The sequence below is a fragment of the Actinomadura monticuli genome (assembly GCF_041463655.1).
GTDB classification, from domain to species: Bacteria; Actinomycetota; Actinomycetes; order Streptosporangiales; family Streptosporangiaceae; genus Spirillospora; species Spirillospora monticuli.
The window spans coordinates 85,067-98,645 of record NZ_JAXCEI010000002.1 but is presented as its reverse complement, the minus strand read 5'-3'; the positions used below and the strand labels follow the sequence as shown (position 1 = coordinate 98,645).

Below are 13,579 nucleotides of genomic sequence, written 5' to 3'. Positions count from 1 at the left end.
TCACACGGGACTGTGGAGTGCGCATGAAGATCGACGCCAATCTGGGCAGTGACCTGGCGGGGGCTCCCGCCGCGGCGGCGGACCTGGAGAAGGAGGGCTATGGCGGCGTCTGGGTCGCGGAGGCCGGAAGCGATCCGTTCCTGCTGAGCCTGCAGGCGATCTCGGCGACCGAGTCGGCGACCGTCGGGACCTCGGTCGCCATCGCGTTCGCCCGCACCCCCATGACGCTCGCCACCGTGGGCTTCGACCTGGCGCGGCACTCGCGGGGCCGGTTCGTCCTCGGCCTCGGGTCCCAGGTGAAGGCGCACATCGAGCGGCGGTACTCGATGCCGTGGTCGCGCCCCGCGGCGCGCATGCGCGAGCTGGTCCTGGCCATGCGCGCCATCTGGGCGTGCTGGCAGGACGGCGAGAGGCTCGACTTCCAGGGCGACTTCTACACCCACACGCTGATGACGCCGTTCTTCGCGCAGCAGCCCCACGAGTACGGCCCGCCGCCGGTCTACCTGGCCGGGGTGGGGCGGCTGATGACCGAGGTCGCGGGTGAGGTGGCCGACGGCTTCTTCGTGCACCCCTTCACCACGGAGCGCTACCTGCGCGAGGTGACGCTGCCCGCGCTGGAACGCGGGCGGGCCAAGGCCGGCGAGGAGGGCCTGGGCGACTTCACCGTCTCCGGCTCGTGCATGATCGTCACCGGCCGGACGGACGAGGAGATCGCCAAGGCCACCCGCGGCATCAAGCGGCAGATCGCCTTCTACGCCTCGACCCCGGCCTACCGTCCCGTGCTGGACCTGCACGGGTTCGGCGACCTGCAGCCCGAGCTCACCGCGCTGTCCAAGCAGGGGCGGTGGCGCGAGATGACCGACATGATCAGCGACGACATCCTGGACGAGTTCGCGCTGACGGGCGCCCCGGAGGAGATCCCCGCGGCGCTGCGGGCCAGGATCGGCGACGTCTGCGACCGGGTGAGCCTGTACACCCCGTACCGCATCGACCCCGCCTTGTTCACCGGCTTCCTCGCCGGGGGCGGTACGAGCCGATGAAGCACCCCTGGGACCGCCCGCTGGGCATCTGGTACCTCGCCGAGCACCACCCCGATCAGCCGGCCGTCCTCGCCTGCCCGTCCGGTGAGTCGCTCACGTTCGCGGAGCTCGCGGGCCGTGCGCACCAGGCCGTGCACGCGCTGCGCGACCGGGGCGTGGGGCTGGGCGACGTGGTCGGGATGGCCCTGCCGAACGACCTGGACATCCTGGTCTGGCAGCTCGCGGCCGCCGAGGCGGGCTGGCGCTACGTCACCCTCAACACCAGGTCGCCCGCCGCGGAGGTCGCGGCGATCGCCGAGCACGCCGGGATGAAGGCGCTGATCGTCCACGGCGCGTACGCCGGACGCGCGGGCGCGGTCACCGGCGTGCCGGTCCGCGTCTCCGTGGGCGGCGGCATCCCCGGCTTCACCCCTCAGCGGGACGTGCTGCGCGGGCACCCCGACTCCCCGCCCCCGGACCGCACCGCCGGTATGCCGCTCGTCTACACGTCCGGCACGACCGGCAGGCCGAAGGGGATCTGGCGGGACCTGCCCGGCATCACCCCCGACGCCATGGCGGACGCGATGAAGACGTTCGCGCACGCCTTCCGCTTCCAGCCGCTGGAGGGCGCCCACCTGGTGTCGGCCGGCATGTTCCACGGCGGCTGCCAGAGCTTCTACCTCGCGGCGCTGCACGCCGGCCAGCCCCTGGTCATCATGGACGCGTTCGACGCGGAGGAGACGCTGCGGCTGATCCAGGAGCACCGGATCACGACCGGCTACATGGTGCCGACGCAGTTCACCCGGCTGCTGCGGCTGCCGCCGGACGTCCGGGCCCGCCACGACGTCTCCAGCCTGGAGTCCATCGTCCACTCGGCGGCCCCCTGCCCGCGCGAGGTCAAGCAGGCGATGCTGGACTGGTGGGGGCCGGTGATCTGGGAGACCTACGGCGGCACGGAGGGCGCGGCGACGATCGCGAAACCGCACCACTGGCTGGCCAGGCCCGGCACCGTGGGCCGTCCCATCCGGGGCATGACGGTCAAGATCCTGGACGACGACGGCAACGAGCTCCCTCCCGGCCGGGTGGGGGCGGTCTACCTGGACGGCGGGCGGCCCGCCTTCTCCTACCACCGCGACCCCGAGCAGACCGCGGAGGTCTACCGGGGGACGGCGTTCACCCTCGGCGACGCGGGGCATCTCGACGAGGACGGCTTCCTGTTCATCGTCGACCGCATCAAGGACATGATCATCACCGGCGGGGTCAACGTCTACCCCGCCGAGGTCGAGGCCGTGCTGGCCGTGCACCCCGCCGTGCTGGACAGCGCCGTGGTCGGCGCGCCCGACCCCGAGTGGGGCGAGCAGGTGCGGGCCTTCGTGCAGCCGATGCCCGGCCGGGAGCCGTCCGAGGAGCTGGCGGCCGAGCTGATCGCCTACTGCCGCGAGCGGCTGGCGAGCCACAAGTGCCCGCGCGTCGTGGAGTTCCGCTCGGAGCTGCCGCGGACCGAGACGGGGAAGCTCTACAAGCGGCTGCTCCGCGACGAGCTCCGCGGCTGACCACCCGCACGAGCGGGCCGGGCCCGGCCGCCCGTCGTCAGGCGGCCGAGCCGGGCGTCCGGGCCGGGCGTCCGCCCGGTCAGCGCGGGGCGAAGCGCTGGCCGGCGTCCAGGCGGAGGCACTGGCCGTTGAGCATCGGGTTGTCGACGATGGCCAGGGCGAGCTTGGCGTACTCCTCGGGACGGCCCATGCGCTTGGGGAAGGCGGCGTCCTTGGTGAGGGCCTTGGCGAACTCGTCGGGGATGCCCTGGGTGATGCCGGTGGCGAAGAGGCTGGGCGCGATCGCCAGCACGCGGATGCCCAGCGAGCCGAGGTCGCGGGCCATGGTGAGGCACATCCCGGCGATGCCGGCCTTCGCGGCGGTGTAGGCGACCTGCCCGATCTGGCCCTCGAACGCGGCGATGGACGAGGTGTTGATGATGACGCCGCGCTCCTCGTCCTCCGGCTCGTTGGCGCTCATGCGGGCCGCGGCGAGGCGGGAGATGTTGAACGACGCCACCACGTTGAGGTCGAGGACCTTGCGGAAGGCGTCCAGATCGTGCGGCCCCTCCTTGCTCAGCGTGCGCTGGGCGATGCCGCCTCCGGCGGTGGTCACGACGGCGTGCAGGCCGCCCAGTCCGGCGACGGCGGCGTCGATGGCGGCCTCCGTCCCGGCGAAGTCGGTGACGTCGACCGGGTGGAACGTCCCGCCGAGGCCCTCGGCGACCTCGTCGCCGCCGGATCCGGGGCGGTCGAGCACCGCCACGGACGCGCCGCGCGCCGCGAACAACTCGGCGGTGGCGCGGCCCATGCCGGACGCGCCGCCGACCACGATCGCCTTCTTGCCGCTGATCTCCATGCGTTCTCCATCCGCCGGCGGGCGCCGGCCGTCGTTCGGGGTCGGGGGTGGGTCAGGGCAGGCGGCTCATCGCAGCGTCCACGTGCGCGTGGGCACGGCCGAACGGTCGACCTGCGCCTGCCCGAGGGGGTTGCCGATGTGGGTGTACAGCATGCCGGAGCGCAGCGCCTCGCTGCGGGTGCGGTCGAGGGACTCCCACACGGCCCGGACGGTGCCCTGCACCGCCGCGGGCGGCTTGGCGGCGATGATCCGCGCGATCTCCGCGCCCCGCGCCCACAGCTCCTCGCGCGGCAGCACCTCGCTGACCAGCCCGATCTGGTGGGCCCGCTGGGCGGACATGCGCTCGTCCAGGCCGAGCAGCGCGATCCGCATCACCTCGCCGACCGGGATCTTGCGGGCCAGCCCGATCGGCTCCAGCGCGGCGGTCAGCCCGTAGCTCACGTGCGGGTCGAAGAAGGTCGCGTCCTCGGAGGCGATGACGATGTCGGACTCGTTGATCCAGTAGAACGCCCCGCCGGCCGCCATGCCGTGCACGCAGCACACCACGGGCTTCCAGACCCGGTTGAGCTTGGGCGACAGCCGGTCACCGGGGTCCTCCTCGGTCCAGGGGTTGGACGGCCGGTCGAAGCCCTCCTTGACGTCCACCCCGGTGCAGAACGCCCGGTCGCCCGCCGCGCGGAGGACCACCGCGTGCACGTCGTCGTCCTCGCGAACCGTCCTCCACAACTCCGCGAACTCGTTGAGCATCGCCTCGTTGAAGCTGTTCATGGCCTGGGGCCGGTTCAGCGTGATCGTCGCGACATGGCCGGCCACCTCGTAGGTCACCGTCGTGAAGTCCATCCGCCCTCCAGGGTCCATACTAGGTGAACTACGTTGACGTAGATATCTCGGTCAGTCAACAGGATCCCTCACGCGGATCTTCCCGTGAAGGCGGCCGCGTCACCAGGGCCTCCGCCCCGGGTCCGGCCGGCTCCCTGACGGCTCCCCGACGGCTCCCCGACGGCTCTATCGCCGACGCGGGCTGCGGGCCGGGGCCGCTGGGCCGCCCTCGGCGCCGCGATCCGCCGCCCGGCCGGGCATATCGGGTAAAGCGGCAGCAATTAGCTATCTGCCGGAAATTTCCATGCCTGCGGTTATGGGTTTCCCGCTCCGGGGGGAGGGAGTTACCCAATTGGCATGGCGAGTTACGAACTACGGGCGGGACCGAGGTGCTCTGCAGACACGAACGAGACCGGAGAGGTCCGCGGCGCTCTGTAGCGACCCCGCCGCCCGGAGGGAGCGGATTCCATGAGCACGATCACGGCGCCTGATGGTACGGAGATCTACTACAAGGACTGGGGAGAGGGCCCGGCCGTCACGTTCTCGCACGGCTGGCCGCTGAGCTCCGACGCGTGGGACGGCCAGATGCTGTACCTCGTCCAGCACGGCTACCGGGTGGTCGCCCACGACCGGCGCGGTCACGGCCGCTCCAGCCAGGCCTCCTCGGGCAACGACATGGACGGCTACGCCGACGACCTCGCCGCCGTGATCGAGGCGCTCGACCTGAACGACGCGACGCTGGTGGGCCACTCCACCGGCGGAGGCGAGGTCGCCCGCTACATCGGCCGGCACGGCACGGACCGGGTCGCCAAGGCGGTGCTGATCGCCGCGGTCCCCCCGATCATGGTGAAGACCGAGGACAACCCCGAGGGCCTGCCGATCGAGGTGTTCGACGAAATGCGCGAGGCCCTCGTCAAGGATCGTTCGCAGTTCTACCAGGACCTGGCCGTTCAGTTCTACGGCGCCAACCGTCCCGGCGCCGAGGTATCCCAGGGTGTGCTCGACCAGTTCTGGATCTGGAGCATGCAGGCGGGTCTCCTCAACGCCTACGAGAGCATCAAGGCGTTCTCCGAGACCGACTTCCATGACGACCTCGCGAAGTTCGACGTCCCGACGCTGGTCCTGCACGGCGAGGACGACCAGATCGTCCCCGTCAAGGACTCGGCGGTGAAATCCGCTCGCCTGATCAAGGGCGCCAAGGACGTCTACTACCCCGGGGCTCCGCACGGGCTCACCGCCACCCTTCAGGACCAGGTCAACGCCGAACTGCTGTCCTTCCTGCGGAACTGACCGGCGCACTCCGCGACCACCGCCATCGGGGCGGGTCGCCTTCACCTGCCCGAAGGAGAGGAGAGAAGATGTCCATTTCCGAGAGGGAGAGCCGGGAGATCGAGGCCGCCAACGCCTCCGGCCGCACCCCGGTCGTCTTCATCCACGGGCTCTGGCTGCTGCCGAGCAGCTGGGCCGAGTGGGCGGACTTCTTCGAACAGGCGGGCTACGCACCGCTGACGCCGGACTGGCCTGACGATCCGGAAACGGTCGAGGAGGCCCGGGCGAATCCGGATGTCCTCGCCAAGAAGACCTTGAAGCAGATCGCCGACCACACCGCCGAGATCGTCGACGCGCTGGACCGGAAGCCGGTGCTGGTGGGGCACTCGACCGGGGGCCTGCTGGCCGAGATGCTCGCGGGGAAGGGCCTCTCGGCGGTCACGGTCGCCATCGACCCCGGGATCTTCCGCGGCGTCCTGCCGCTGCCGGCCTCCGTGCTGAAGGGCGTGGGCCCCTTCCTGGTCGACCCGCGCACGCGCGGCCGCGCGATCACGCTCACGTTCGACCAGTTCCGGTACGGCTGGGCGAACGCGCTGGACGAGGAGGAGGCGCGCAGGCTCTACGACGCGTTCCACGTCGCCGGCTCGGGGATCGCTCTCATGCAGATGGGCAACGCGAACCTGAACCCGTGGACGGAGGCGAAGGCGGACACGAAGAACCCCGACCGCGGCGCCCTCCTGATCATCGACGGAGAGAAGGACCACACGGTGCCCTGGGCGATCGCGAACGCCTCCTACAAGCGGCAGAAGCGCAATCCCGGCGTGACGGAGATCGTGAAGATGGCGGACCGAGGCCATTCGCTCACCATCGACCACGCCTGGCCCGAGGTCGCCCAGACCACACTCGACTTCGTCGAGCGGCACGCCCCAGCCGGGGCGTAGCAATCGCCGGCGGTGCCCCGGCGGCCGGCCTCGTCCTGCGCCTGCCCGTTTCCGACCAGAAGTGATCATCGCGGGCACGTGACCGCACGCCTCCAGGCCAGAGGAGATCGTCATGGAGTACCTCGTCGAGTTCCAGGTCGAAGTCCCCGAGGGGACGTCCGAGAACGAAGTCATGCGGCGCGAGGACGCGGAGGCGACCGCCGCGGCCGACCTGGCGGCGCACGGCCACGTCGCCCGGATCTGGTCGACGCGGACCGAGTCGGGCGAGCAGCGGATCCTCGGGCTGTACCGCGCGGACGACCGTCCCCAGCTCGACGCCCTGCTCCGCGGCCTGCCGCTGTACGACTGGATGCGCGTCACCGTCACGCCGCTCGTCGCCCATCCCAACGACCCCGCCGCGGCCCGCGGACGCCTGCCTGATCCTCGGCTGACGCTGGTGTACCGGCTGGAGGCCACCCTCGCCCCGCCACTGGAACTGGGCGAGGTCGCCGCGGGACGCCGCCGCATCGTGGCCCTGACCGGCGGGACGTTCACCGGCCCCGCCCTCCGGGGCGCCCTGGTGCCCGGGGCCGGCGCGGACTGGCAGACCGTGCTGCCGGACGGCACCGCGCTGGGCGACGTCCGCTACGCCCTGCGCACCGACGGCGGCGACCTGCTCTCCGTCCGGTCGAGTTCGGTCCGCCACGGCAGTGCGGAGGTCCTCGCCCGGCTCGGCCGCGGTGAGAACGTCCACCCCGACGAGTACGTCTTTCGCGCCTCGACCCGGATCGAGACGGCCGCCCCCGATCTGGACTGGCTGAACAAGGGGGTGTTCCTCACCGTCGGCGGGCGGCGCCCGGGCGCGGTCGTCTACGAGACCTACCTCGCCGGATAGCCGTGGAACTCGCTGTCGTTTCCGTCCAAGACGGCGGCGCGTCCGCGGTCTACCCTGAGCCGCAGCTCGCCCGACCATGAGGAGAAACGCTATGCGTGACCTGGTCTACACCGGTTTCATGTCGCTCGACGGCGTCGTCGACTCCCCCGGCGGAGGGCCGGGGGAGGAGCACCGCAGCGGCGGCTGGGTGTTCAAGGACCTCGAGTTCGTCCCGGAGGCCTGGTCGCTGAAGGGCGAGGAGCTCGCCGACACGACGGCGCTGATGTTCGGCCGCCGCAGCTACGAGGCGTTCGCGCCGGTCTGGCCCGGCTCGGAGGACCACGCCGACTACAAGGAGCTGCCCAAGTACGTGGTGTCGACCACGCTGTCCGAGGACGCCCTGGTCGACGGGTGGGGGCCGGCGACGATCCTGCGCTCGACCGAGGACGTCGCCGCGCTCAAGGAGGGCGAGGGCGGCGCGATCTTCATCCACGGGAGCGCGGAACTGGCCCGGCGGCTGTCGGACGCCGGCCTGATCGACCAGTACAACCTGCTCGTCTTCCCCGTCCTGCTCGGTGCCGGGAAGAGCCTGTTCGGGCGGGCCGACCGCGACAAGCACATGCTGACGCTCCGGGAGTCGGAGAGCTACCCGAACGGGATCCTGAAGCTCGTCTACGAGGTCAAGCGCTGATCCAGGTCGAGGCCGATCGCGCCGCCGGCGCCCTCGCGCAGCTGCCCGGCGGTCCGTCCTACATAGGTGCGCAGCGCCCGTGCCAGGTGCGGCTCGTCGAAGTAGCCGAGTTTCGTGACGACGGCGGCGGCCGGGTCACCGGCCGCCAGCGACCCCGCCGCCGTGCGGGCCCGCTCGATCTGCCGGATGGCGCCCCGCGTCAGCCCGGTCACGGTGCGGAAGCGGCGTTCGACCGTGCGCTCCGAGACGTCCGGCCGGCGCCCCCGCAGCACCCCGGCGACGAGCGGGTCGCCGACCACGATCCCGGCCCGGACGAGACGTTCGACCAGGGCTTCGGCATCGTCGGGTCCGGGAGTCTCCCAGCGGGAGCCGTCGAGCCGGAACGTCCGGCGGGTGGTGTCGGGGAGCTCGACGCCCGCGTCGACCAGCGTCGGCGCGGGCATGGCCCGCAGCGAGGTGCCCACCGCGAAATCGATGCCCGTGAAAGCCGCGCCCTCCGGCACCGGCGCCGTGCCGGTCCGCGTCTCGGGACCGGTGATGCTCGTGTACGACCGGCCGTCCTGCGTCCAGAACACCAGGCCCCAGCGCACTCCCGCCACGGACGTCATCTCCGTGACCCGCTCGCTCGTGCAGGTCCAGACGGCGTCGACCCACGGCGAGTCGGACTGGCGCGTCCCGAAACGCAGTTCCACGGACGAAGGATATGCGGGGTCCGCGGGTCACGGGCGACGGACGCGATAACGCAGGTGCATGACCTGCTGCGCGGGGCTCTCGGTCTCTGGAGTGGTCAGCCGGCGGACCAGGTCGAGCTCGACGTGCTCCGCCGGCAGATGGTCGAACAGCCGCCGTCCCCGCCCCGAGCAGCACCGGTTGCGGCGGCCGGAGATGACGGCGCGGGTGGACATCGCCTCGGAGTACTCCTGGCCGCTCGGGCCCGGATCGTTGCGCCGGTCCGGCCAGTTGAAGAGGCGGAACCCGCCGACGCCCAGCGGGGCGTCCGCATCGTCCTGCGGCCCGGCTATGTAGCCGTCCAGTGACATGGTCATGTAGAGCCGGATGACTGCCATCGGTCACGCCTCCGAGCGCACGCGGTAGCGGAGATGCTGACGTAACGTCCGACGCGGCCCTGTCCGGGGACGACATCGCCCGCATGACCCGCGACGCGGAGCGGACCGACGCCTTCACCACCCGGTCACGCTCCCACGACGGTTACCGAGGCGGCGCCGGGGGCAGGCGAGCGAAGATGATCGCGCCCGGCTTCGGCTCGTCCGGATTCAGCAGATGCTGAGACTCGATGATGAAGCCCGCGTCGCGGATCCAGTCGGCCACGCGGGACGGTCGGCGGTGGTGCACGTACGCCCGCAGGACCTGGTCGCCGTCCCCGACCGTCTCGATCTTGGACGCGTCACCGACGTGGAATCCCACGGCCAGCACCCCGCCCGGCCGCAGCACCCGGTGGAACTGCCCGAGCACGTCCGGCACCGTTTCGTCCGGGATGTAGATCAGCGACCACCACGCGAGGACCCCGGCGAGAGAGTCGTCGGCGAGCTCCAGGTCGGTCATCGAGCCGACCTCGAACCGCGCGCCGGGGTGCTCGCGCCGGGCGATCTCGATCATCGCGGGTGACAGGTCGATGCCGAACGCGTCCGCGCCCAGCTCCCGCAGCAGGGCGGTCGTGTGCCCCGGCCCGCAGCCCACGTCGGCGACGGGCCCGCCGCCGATCGCGCGGACGAGGTCGGCGAACAGCACGACCCCCGCGCGGACGTGGAGTAGCCTGTCGAGCAGGTCGCGGGTCTCGTCGGCGTAGCCGGCCGCGACGGCGTCGTAGGACTTCCGGGTATCGCTCAACCAGGTCATCGAAGGACCGTAGCCTCTTCAACCGACAATCTGGCCGCCACATGGGCACACCGGATGAGCGCCGCGGCAGATGGAGGCGTCAGGGCACCAGCAGGACGCGGCCGAGGTTCGCGCGGGCGTCCAGGATCCGGTGGGCTTCGGGAGCCTCGTCGAGCGGGATGCGCGCGTGGACGGACGCGGTGAGGCGGCCCGAGCTGAACGAGCACGGTCTCGCCCGGAGCGAGGTGTCCGGTCCGGAGCGTGCGGACGCGGCCAGGAACCGGCGGGCGATTCTGCAGGCGACCGAGACGCCGCTGGCCGAGGCCCGTCCCGACCTGGACGCCGAGGTGGTCGCGGACCTGCTCTCAGGAAAGGGCCGCACACCCACGCGAACCGTTGCCGGACGAAGAACGACCACCACTTCTCTCCGCCCATGGCTCCCCGGCCGGCGATGCGGGTGCCGGGCCCGGCCTGTCGGCATGGTCCGATGCACGACGGTGCGGGGCCGCTTCAGTCCCGCCGACCGGTCGTGTGCGGATAGTCGGGGGAGCGGTGCTGGAACGCCAGGATGGCGGGGTTCTGGATGACGCCGTCGCGGATTTCGATGGCCCGGCGGATGGTCTTGTCGGCGTCCCAGGCGGTAGGGCCTTTCAGGACTGTGGCGAGGTGGGGTATCAGTGCCTGGCTGATCTCCCAGGTCGCGGAGTCCCACAGGTAGGAGGGACTGTGGTCGACACCGTAGTGGTGGATGTTGTCACCGATGGTGAACATGGGGTCGGTGAAGGTGGTCGGTCGTGCCCATTCGAAGCCCATCCCGGCGTCGCAGGAGACGTCGACGATGAGCGTGCCGGGAGAGAAGAGCGGCAGGTCGTCGTTGGTGGCGAACGTCAGCGGGGCGCCGGTGTCCTGCAGGACGCAGTTGACCACGAGGTCGTGCCGGGCGAGGAAGGCGGCCGTGGCGATCGGGCCGTCATCGGTGAGGACGTGAGTGCGGGCGGGGTTCTTGGGGTCGCGGTCGAAGTGGACGATCTGAGCCGAGTGGATGGGCGAGCCGACGGCGCTGACCCCGCGGTGGGTCAGGACGTGGACGTCGTGGATCCCGTGGGCGTTGAGGGCCGTGACCGCGCCTCGCGCGGTGGCACCGAAGCTGATGACGGCGGCGCGGCGCCGCCGGCCGTAGGCGCCGGTGGATCCGGTGAGGGCGAGAGCGTGCAGGACGGAGCAGTAGCCGGCGAGTTCGTTGTTCTTGTGGAAGACGTGCAGGTTGAAGCCGCCGTCCGGGGCCCAGTGGTTCATCGCCTCGAACGCGATCAGTGTGAGCCGCCCGTCGATGGCGGCCTGGGTGAGTTCCCGGTCCTGGACGCAGTGCGGCCAGCCCCACAGGATCTGGCCGGGGCGTAGTTCCTTGAGGTCGTGGGGCTGCGGTTTGAGCAGCAGGACGACATCGCAGTCGGCGATGAGCCGGTCGCGGGGGAGCAGCCCGGCGACCTGCGGAGCGAGTACCTCGTCCGGGATGCCGAACCCCTCGCCGTAGCCGCGTTCAAGGTAGATGCGCGACCGCAGGCCGGGTTCGATCCGCTTAAGGTGCAGCGGATGGATCGGCTGCCGGTGCTCGTTCTCCTTGGCCGTGTGCGCCAGGACACCGAGGCTCAGGCCGGTCTCCGGGTTCGGCGGTGCCGTTGTGGCGCCGGGTCGGGGCGAGCCGTTCACGTTCGGCAAGACGTCCCCTCTCGGGGGTGAGCCGGTAGGGCGAGTCAACCTCGGGGCTGGATGTCGCGGTTCTCCGGCGCTTCCGAGCCTACCCGCAGGAACCTTTGCACCGACCTGGAGGCCGCATGCCGACCGTGCATGTGGGGTGGCCATGACGGCACGTCTCGGCCAAGGACGCGTTAAACAGGTTCAGCCTGGCCAGCGTGGCGGCGCGCCATGGAGGCGGGCCGTTCCCGCAGGTACGGCGAGGTCACCGTCGTCCAGCTTGCTTCCGCGATCCGCCGTGCCCGCCCCGGCACTGCTCACGGAGATCCGGCTTCGTGGACTGGCGCCCACCGTCCTGCACATGTCACCCGGACTCCGGTGGCCGCGTCGCGGCCTGCCATGACGCCGGCGAGTGCGTCGGTGATCAGCTCGGCTCGCTTCGCTTCTTCCATTCGGCGACGACGGCCTCGACGTGTTTGCGGATGTCGTCGCTGCGGTCAGCGCTGCCGTTGATGGCACGGCACGCCTGGCCGTACTCGGCCCACAGGGCATCGTCGGCGAGGCGGAACTTACGTTGCGGGCTGCCCGGTGTAGGCATGTCAGCCGCCCAGCTTCATGACCAGCGAACGCAGATGAGGTGTTGCGGCGTTCTCCTGGCCGCGCTTACCCCACAGCGCGATGTGTTCGCTGACCAGTTCGGTGAGGCTCGCACGCTCGTCGTCGGTGAGCTCGACCGTGGTGGTGGTCTCGGTCCGGCAGCCGTAAGCCGTGAAGAGGATGTCTCCTACTGCCTGCTCGGCTGCGGGCGGCTTGCGGTTGCGCTGAGCATGCCAATCAGCACTGTTGTTGACGACGCCCCAACCGTGCAGGGCTTCGTAGTTGGTGAGTTCGAGCCTCATGGGGCCGGTACCTCTCACTGCAAGGGTGTGGCCACACCCTACGCTGCCATCTCGACGGCCATTGCCCCACCTGTAGGGCGGGAAACCCTCGAACAGCTCTTTCCGGCTTGCCGTCCCACCGTCACCGCCCGCTGAACGGTTGGCCTGATCAGGGGTTTCCTCGTCGGCGGCGTGTCCTTGGCGCGTGTTGTCAGAGCGCGCGTCGAACCAGTCGGCCCAGGTAGGTCCGCATGCCCTCGGGCGGCGCGGAGCAGCGGGGGTTGGCGGCCGGGCCGGTGATGGAAGGGCCGGACCGGGGTCAGCCCCGCACGGAGTCAAGGGCTCGGCCGAGGTGTTGTTGCAGTTGTGCGTTGATGTGCTGGGCTTCGGCGAGTTGGTCTTCCAGGATGATGATGCGGCAGGCGGCCTCCAGGGGGGTGCCCTGGTCGACCAGGTCGCGAGCGCGCTGTGCCAGCCGCAGTTGGTAGCGGGAGTAGCGGCGGTGCCCGCCGGGTGAGCGTTGCGGGACGATCAGCCGTGCGGTGTCCAGGCTGCGCAGGAACGCCGGGGTGACGTCCAGCATCTCGGCGGCGCGGCCCATGCTGTAGGCCGGGTATTCCTCATCGTCGAACTTGCCCTCAAGCCCGCCGGAATCCTCCGAGGCGTACGCGTGATGCCGGTCCTGCTGGTTGCCGGTCCGGGCCGGCCGGGGTGCTTTCATCGACCTTCCGTACTGCCTCGGTCCGGCAGTGACGACGACAGGGGCCCCGGCGCCAGACTGCGGCGCCGGGGCCCAGAGGTACAACACCATCTACCGGCTCTGACGGGCCGGTCTTCCGCGCCGACCGCCCGTACGGGGTCGGGGACGCGGGGATCGCGTATGCGTGACCGTAGACCACCGTCCAATCTGTGGGGCTGCGGTACCCGCGCGGCGTGACTGGAGCCTGCAGCGGGCGATCCCGATGGCGTCGAATCCTCCTTTCCTCGACATCACTACTGATCCTGCGTATCTCCGTTCGTACTGGGTCGTGCTGTACATCGTTCCCGGTGACCTGTCGGCCGCCGGGCCGACCGGCCGCCGGAGCCCCTTCCACTGCGCTGGCCCCGGCACGCCCGGCCGGTGTATTCCGTACCTTCCGGCAGTTCGTCCTCTGCCGGTCCTCATGGACTCGTCTCTCTTCGATGAC

Annotated in this window: 16 protein-coding genes; 6 read left to right on the top strand and 10 right to left on the bottom strand. The window is 70.9% G+C overall.

The features are described 5' to 3' along the window. The first annotated feature begins 23 nt into the window (after positions 1-23). Together SM611_RS04320 and SM611_RS04315 are read left to right on the top strand one after the other, a co-directional pair. Complete coding sequence (locus tag SM611_RS04320; RefSeq protein ID WP_371947484.1) at positions 24-1,040, top strand: LLM class F420-dependent oxidoreductase; 1,017 nt, start codon at positions 24-26, stop codon at positions 1,038-1,040. Further along, entirely contained in the window at positions 1,037-2,572 is a 1,536-nt protein-coding gene (locus SM611_RS04315; RefSeq protein ID WP_371947483.1) for an AMP-binding protein, read from the top strand. The genes SM611_RS04320 and SM611_RS04315 overlap by 4 nt, the downstream gene beginning before the upstream one ends. A gap of 79 nt (positions 2,573-2,651) precedes the next feature. Here SM611_RS04315 and SM611_RS04310 read toward each other — a convergent pair whose 3' ends face one another. Both SM611_RS04310 and SM611_RS04305 read right to left on the bottom strand, forming a co-directional pair. Next, the gene (locus tag SM611_RS04310; RefSeq protein ID WP_371947482.1) at positions 2,652-3,410 is read right to left on the bottom strand and encodes an SDR family NAD(P)-dependent oxidoreductase; all 759 of its coding nucleotides are present in this window, start codon (positions 3,408-3,410) and stop codon (positions 2,652-2,654) included. A gap of 66 nt (positions 3,411-3,476) precedes the next feature. After that, positions 3,477-4,250 (bottom strand): enoyl-CoA hydratase/isomerase family protein, encoded by a 774-nt coding sequence (locus SM611_RS04305; RefSeq protein ID WP_371947481.1) that lies wholly within the window; start codon positions 4,248-4,250, stop codon positions 3,477-3,479. Positions 4,251-4,697: 447 nt separating this feature from the next. Between SM611_RS04305 and SM611_RS04300 the strand changes: the two genes are divergently transcribed. The 4 genes from SM611_RS04300 to SM611_RS04285 all read left to right on the top strand — a co-directional run bounded on the left by SM611_RS04300 (position 4,698) and on the right by SM611_RS04285 (position 7,983). Beyond that, positions 4,698-5,519 carry an alpha/beta fold hydrolase gene (locus tag SM611_RS04300; protein ID WP_371947480.1) on the top strand — a complete coding sequence of 274 codons (822 nt, stop codon included), beginning with the start codon at positions 4,698-4,700 and terminating at the stop codon, positions 5,517-5,519. 68 nt (positions 5,520-5,587) lie between these two features. Beyond that, positions 5,588-6,439, top strand: coding sequence for an alpha/beta hydrolase (locus tag SM611_RS04295; RefSeq protein WP_371947479.1), 852 nt, complete (start codon positions 5,588-5,590; stop codon positions 6,437-6,439). Between the two features lie 112 nt (positions 6,440-6,551). Then, positions 6,552-7,313 carry a muconolactone Delta-isomerase family protein gene (locus tag SM611_RS04290; protein ID WP_371947478.1) on the top strand — a complete coding sequence of 254 codons (762 nt, stop codon included), beginning with the start codon at positions 6,552-6,554 and terminating at the stop codon, positions 7,311-7,313. A 91-nt stretch (positions 7,314-7,404) separates the two neighbouring features. Then, positions 7,405-7,983, top strand: a complete 579-nt coding sequence (locus tag SM611_RS04285; RefSeq protein WP_371947477.1) for a dihydrofolate reductase family protein — start codon at positions 7,405-7,407, stop codon at positions 7,981-7,983. Here SM611_RS04285 and SM611_RS04280 read toward each other — a convergent pair. The 8 genes from SM611_RS04280 to SM611_RS04245 form a co-directional block, all read right to left on the bottom strand. After that, complete coding sequence (locus SM611_RS04280) at positions 7,965-8,675, bottom strand: helix-turn-helix domain-containing protein (RefSeq protein ID WP_371947476.1); 711 nt, start codon at positions 8,673-8,675, stop codon at positions 7,965-7,967. The genes SM611_RS04285 and SM611_RS04280 overlap by 19 nt on opposite strands. 27 nt (positions 8,676-8,702) lie before the next feature. Next, positions 8,703-9,050 (bottom strand): hypothetical protein, encoded by a 348-nt coding sequence (locus tag SM611_RS04275; protein WP_371947475.1) that lies wholly within the window; start codon positions 9,048-9,050, stop codon positions 8,703-8,705. A 142-nt stretch (positions 9,051-9,192) separates the two neighbouring features. Beyond that, positions 9,193-9,840, bottom strand: a complete 648-nt coding sequence (locus tag SM611_RS04270) for a class I SAM-dependent DNA methyltransferase (RefSeq protein ID WP_371947474.1) — start codon at positions 9,838-9,840, stop codon at positions 9,193-9,195. Between the two features lie 79 nt (positions 9,841-9,919). Beyond that, positions 9,920-10,201, bottom strand: coding sequence for a hypothetical protein (locus SM611_RS04265; RefSeq protein WP_371947473.1), 282 nt, complete (start codon positions 10,199-10,201; stop codon positions 9,920-9,922). 128 nt (positions 10,202-10,329) lie between these two features. Further along, positions 10,330-11,529 (bottom strand): N(5)-(carboxyethyl)ornithine synthase, encoded by a 1,200-nt coding sequence (locus SM611_RS04260; protein WP_371948008.1) that lies wholly within the window; start codon positions 11,527-11,529, stop codon positions 10,330-10,332. Between the two features lie 409 nt (positions 11,530-11,938). Next, positions 11,939-12,112: a hypothetical protein gene (locus SM611_RS04255; protein ID WP_371947472.1), complete on the bottom strand. Its 174-nt coding sequence runs from the start codon at positions 12,110-12,112 to the stop codon at positions 11,939-11,941. Between the two features lies 1 nt (position 12,113). Then, entirely contained in the window at positions 12,114-12,413 is a 300-nt protein-coding gene (locus SM611_RS04250) for a hypothetical protein (RefSeq protein WP_371947471.1), read from the bottom strand. A 298-nt stretch (positions 12,414-12,711) separates the two neighbouring features. Beyond that, entirely contained in the window at positions 12,712-12,993 is a 282-nt protein-coding gene (locus SM611_RS04245; protein ID WP_371948006.1) for a MerR family transcriptional regulator, read from the bottom strand. Between the last annotated feature and the right edge of the window lie 586 nt (positions 12,994-13,579).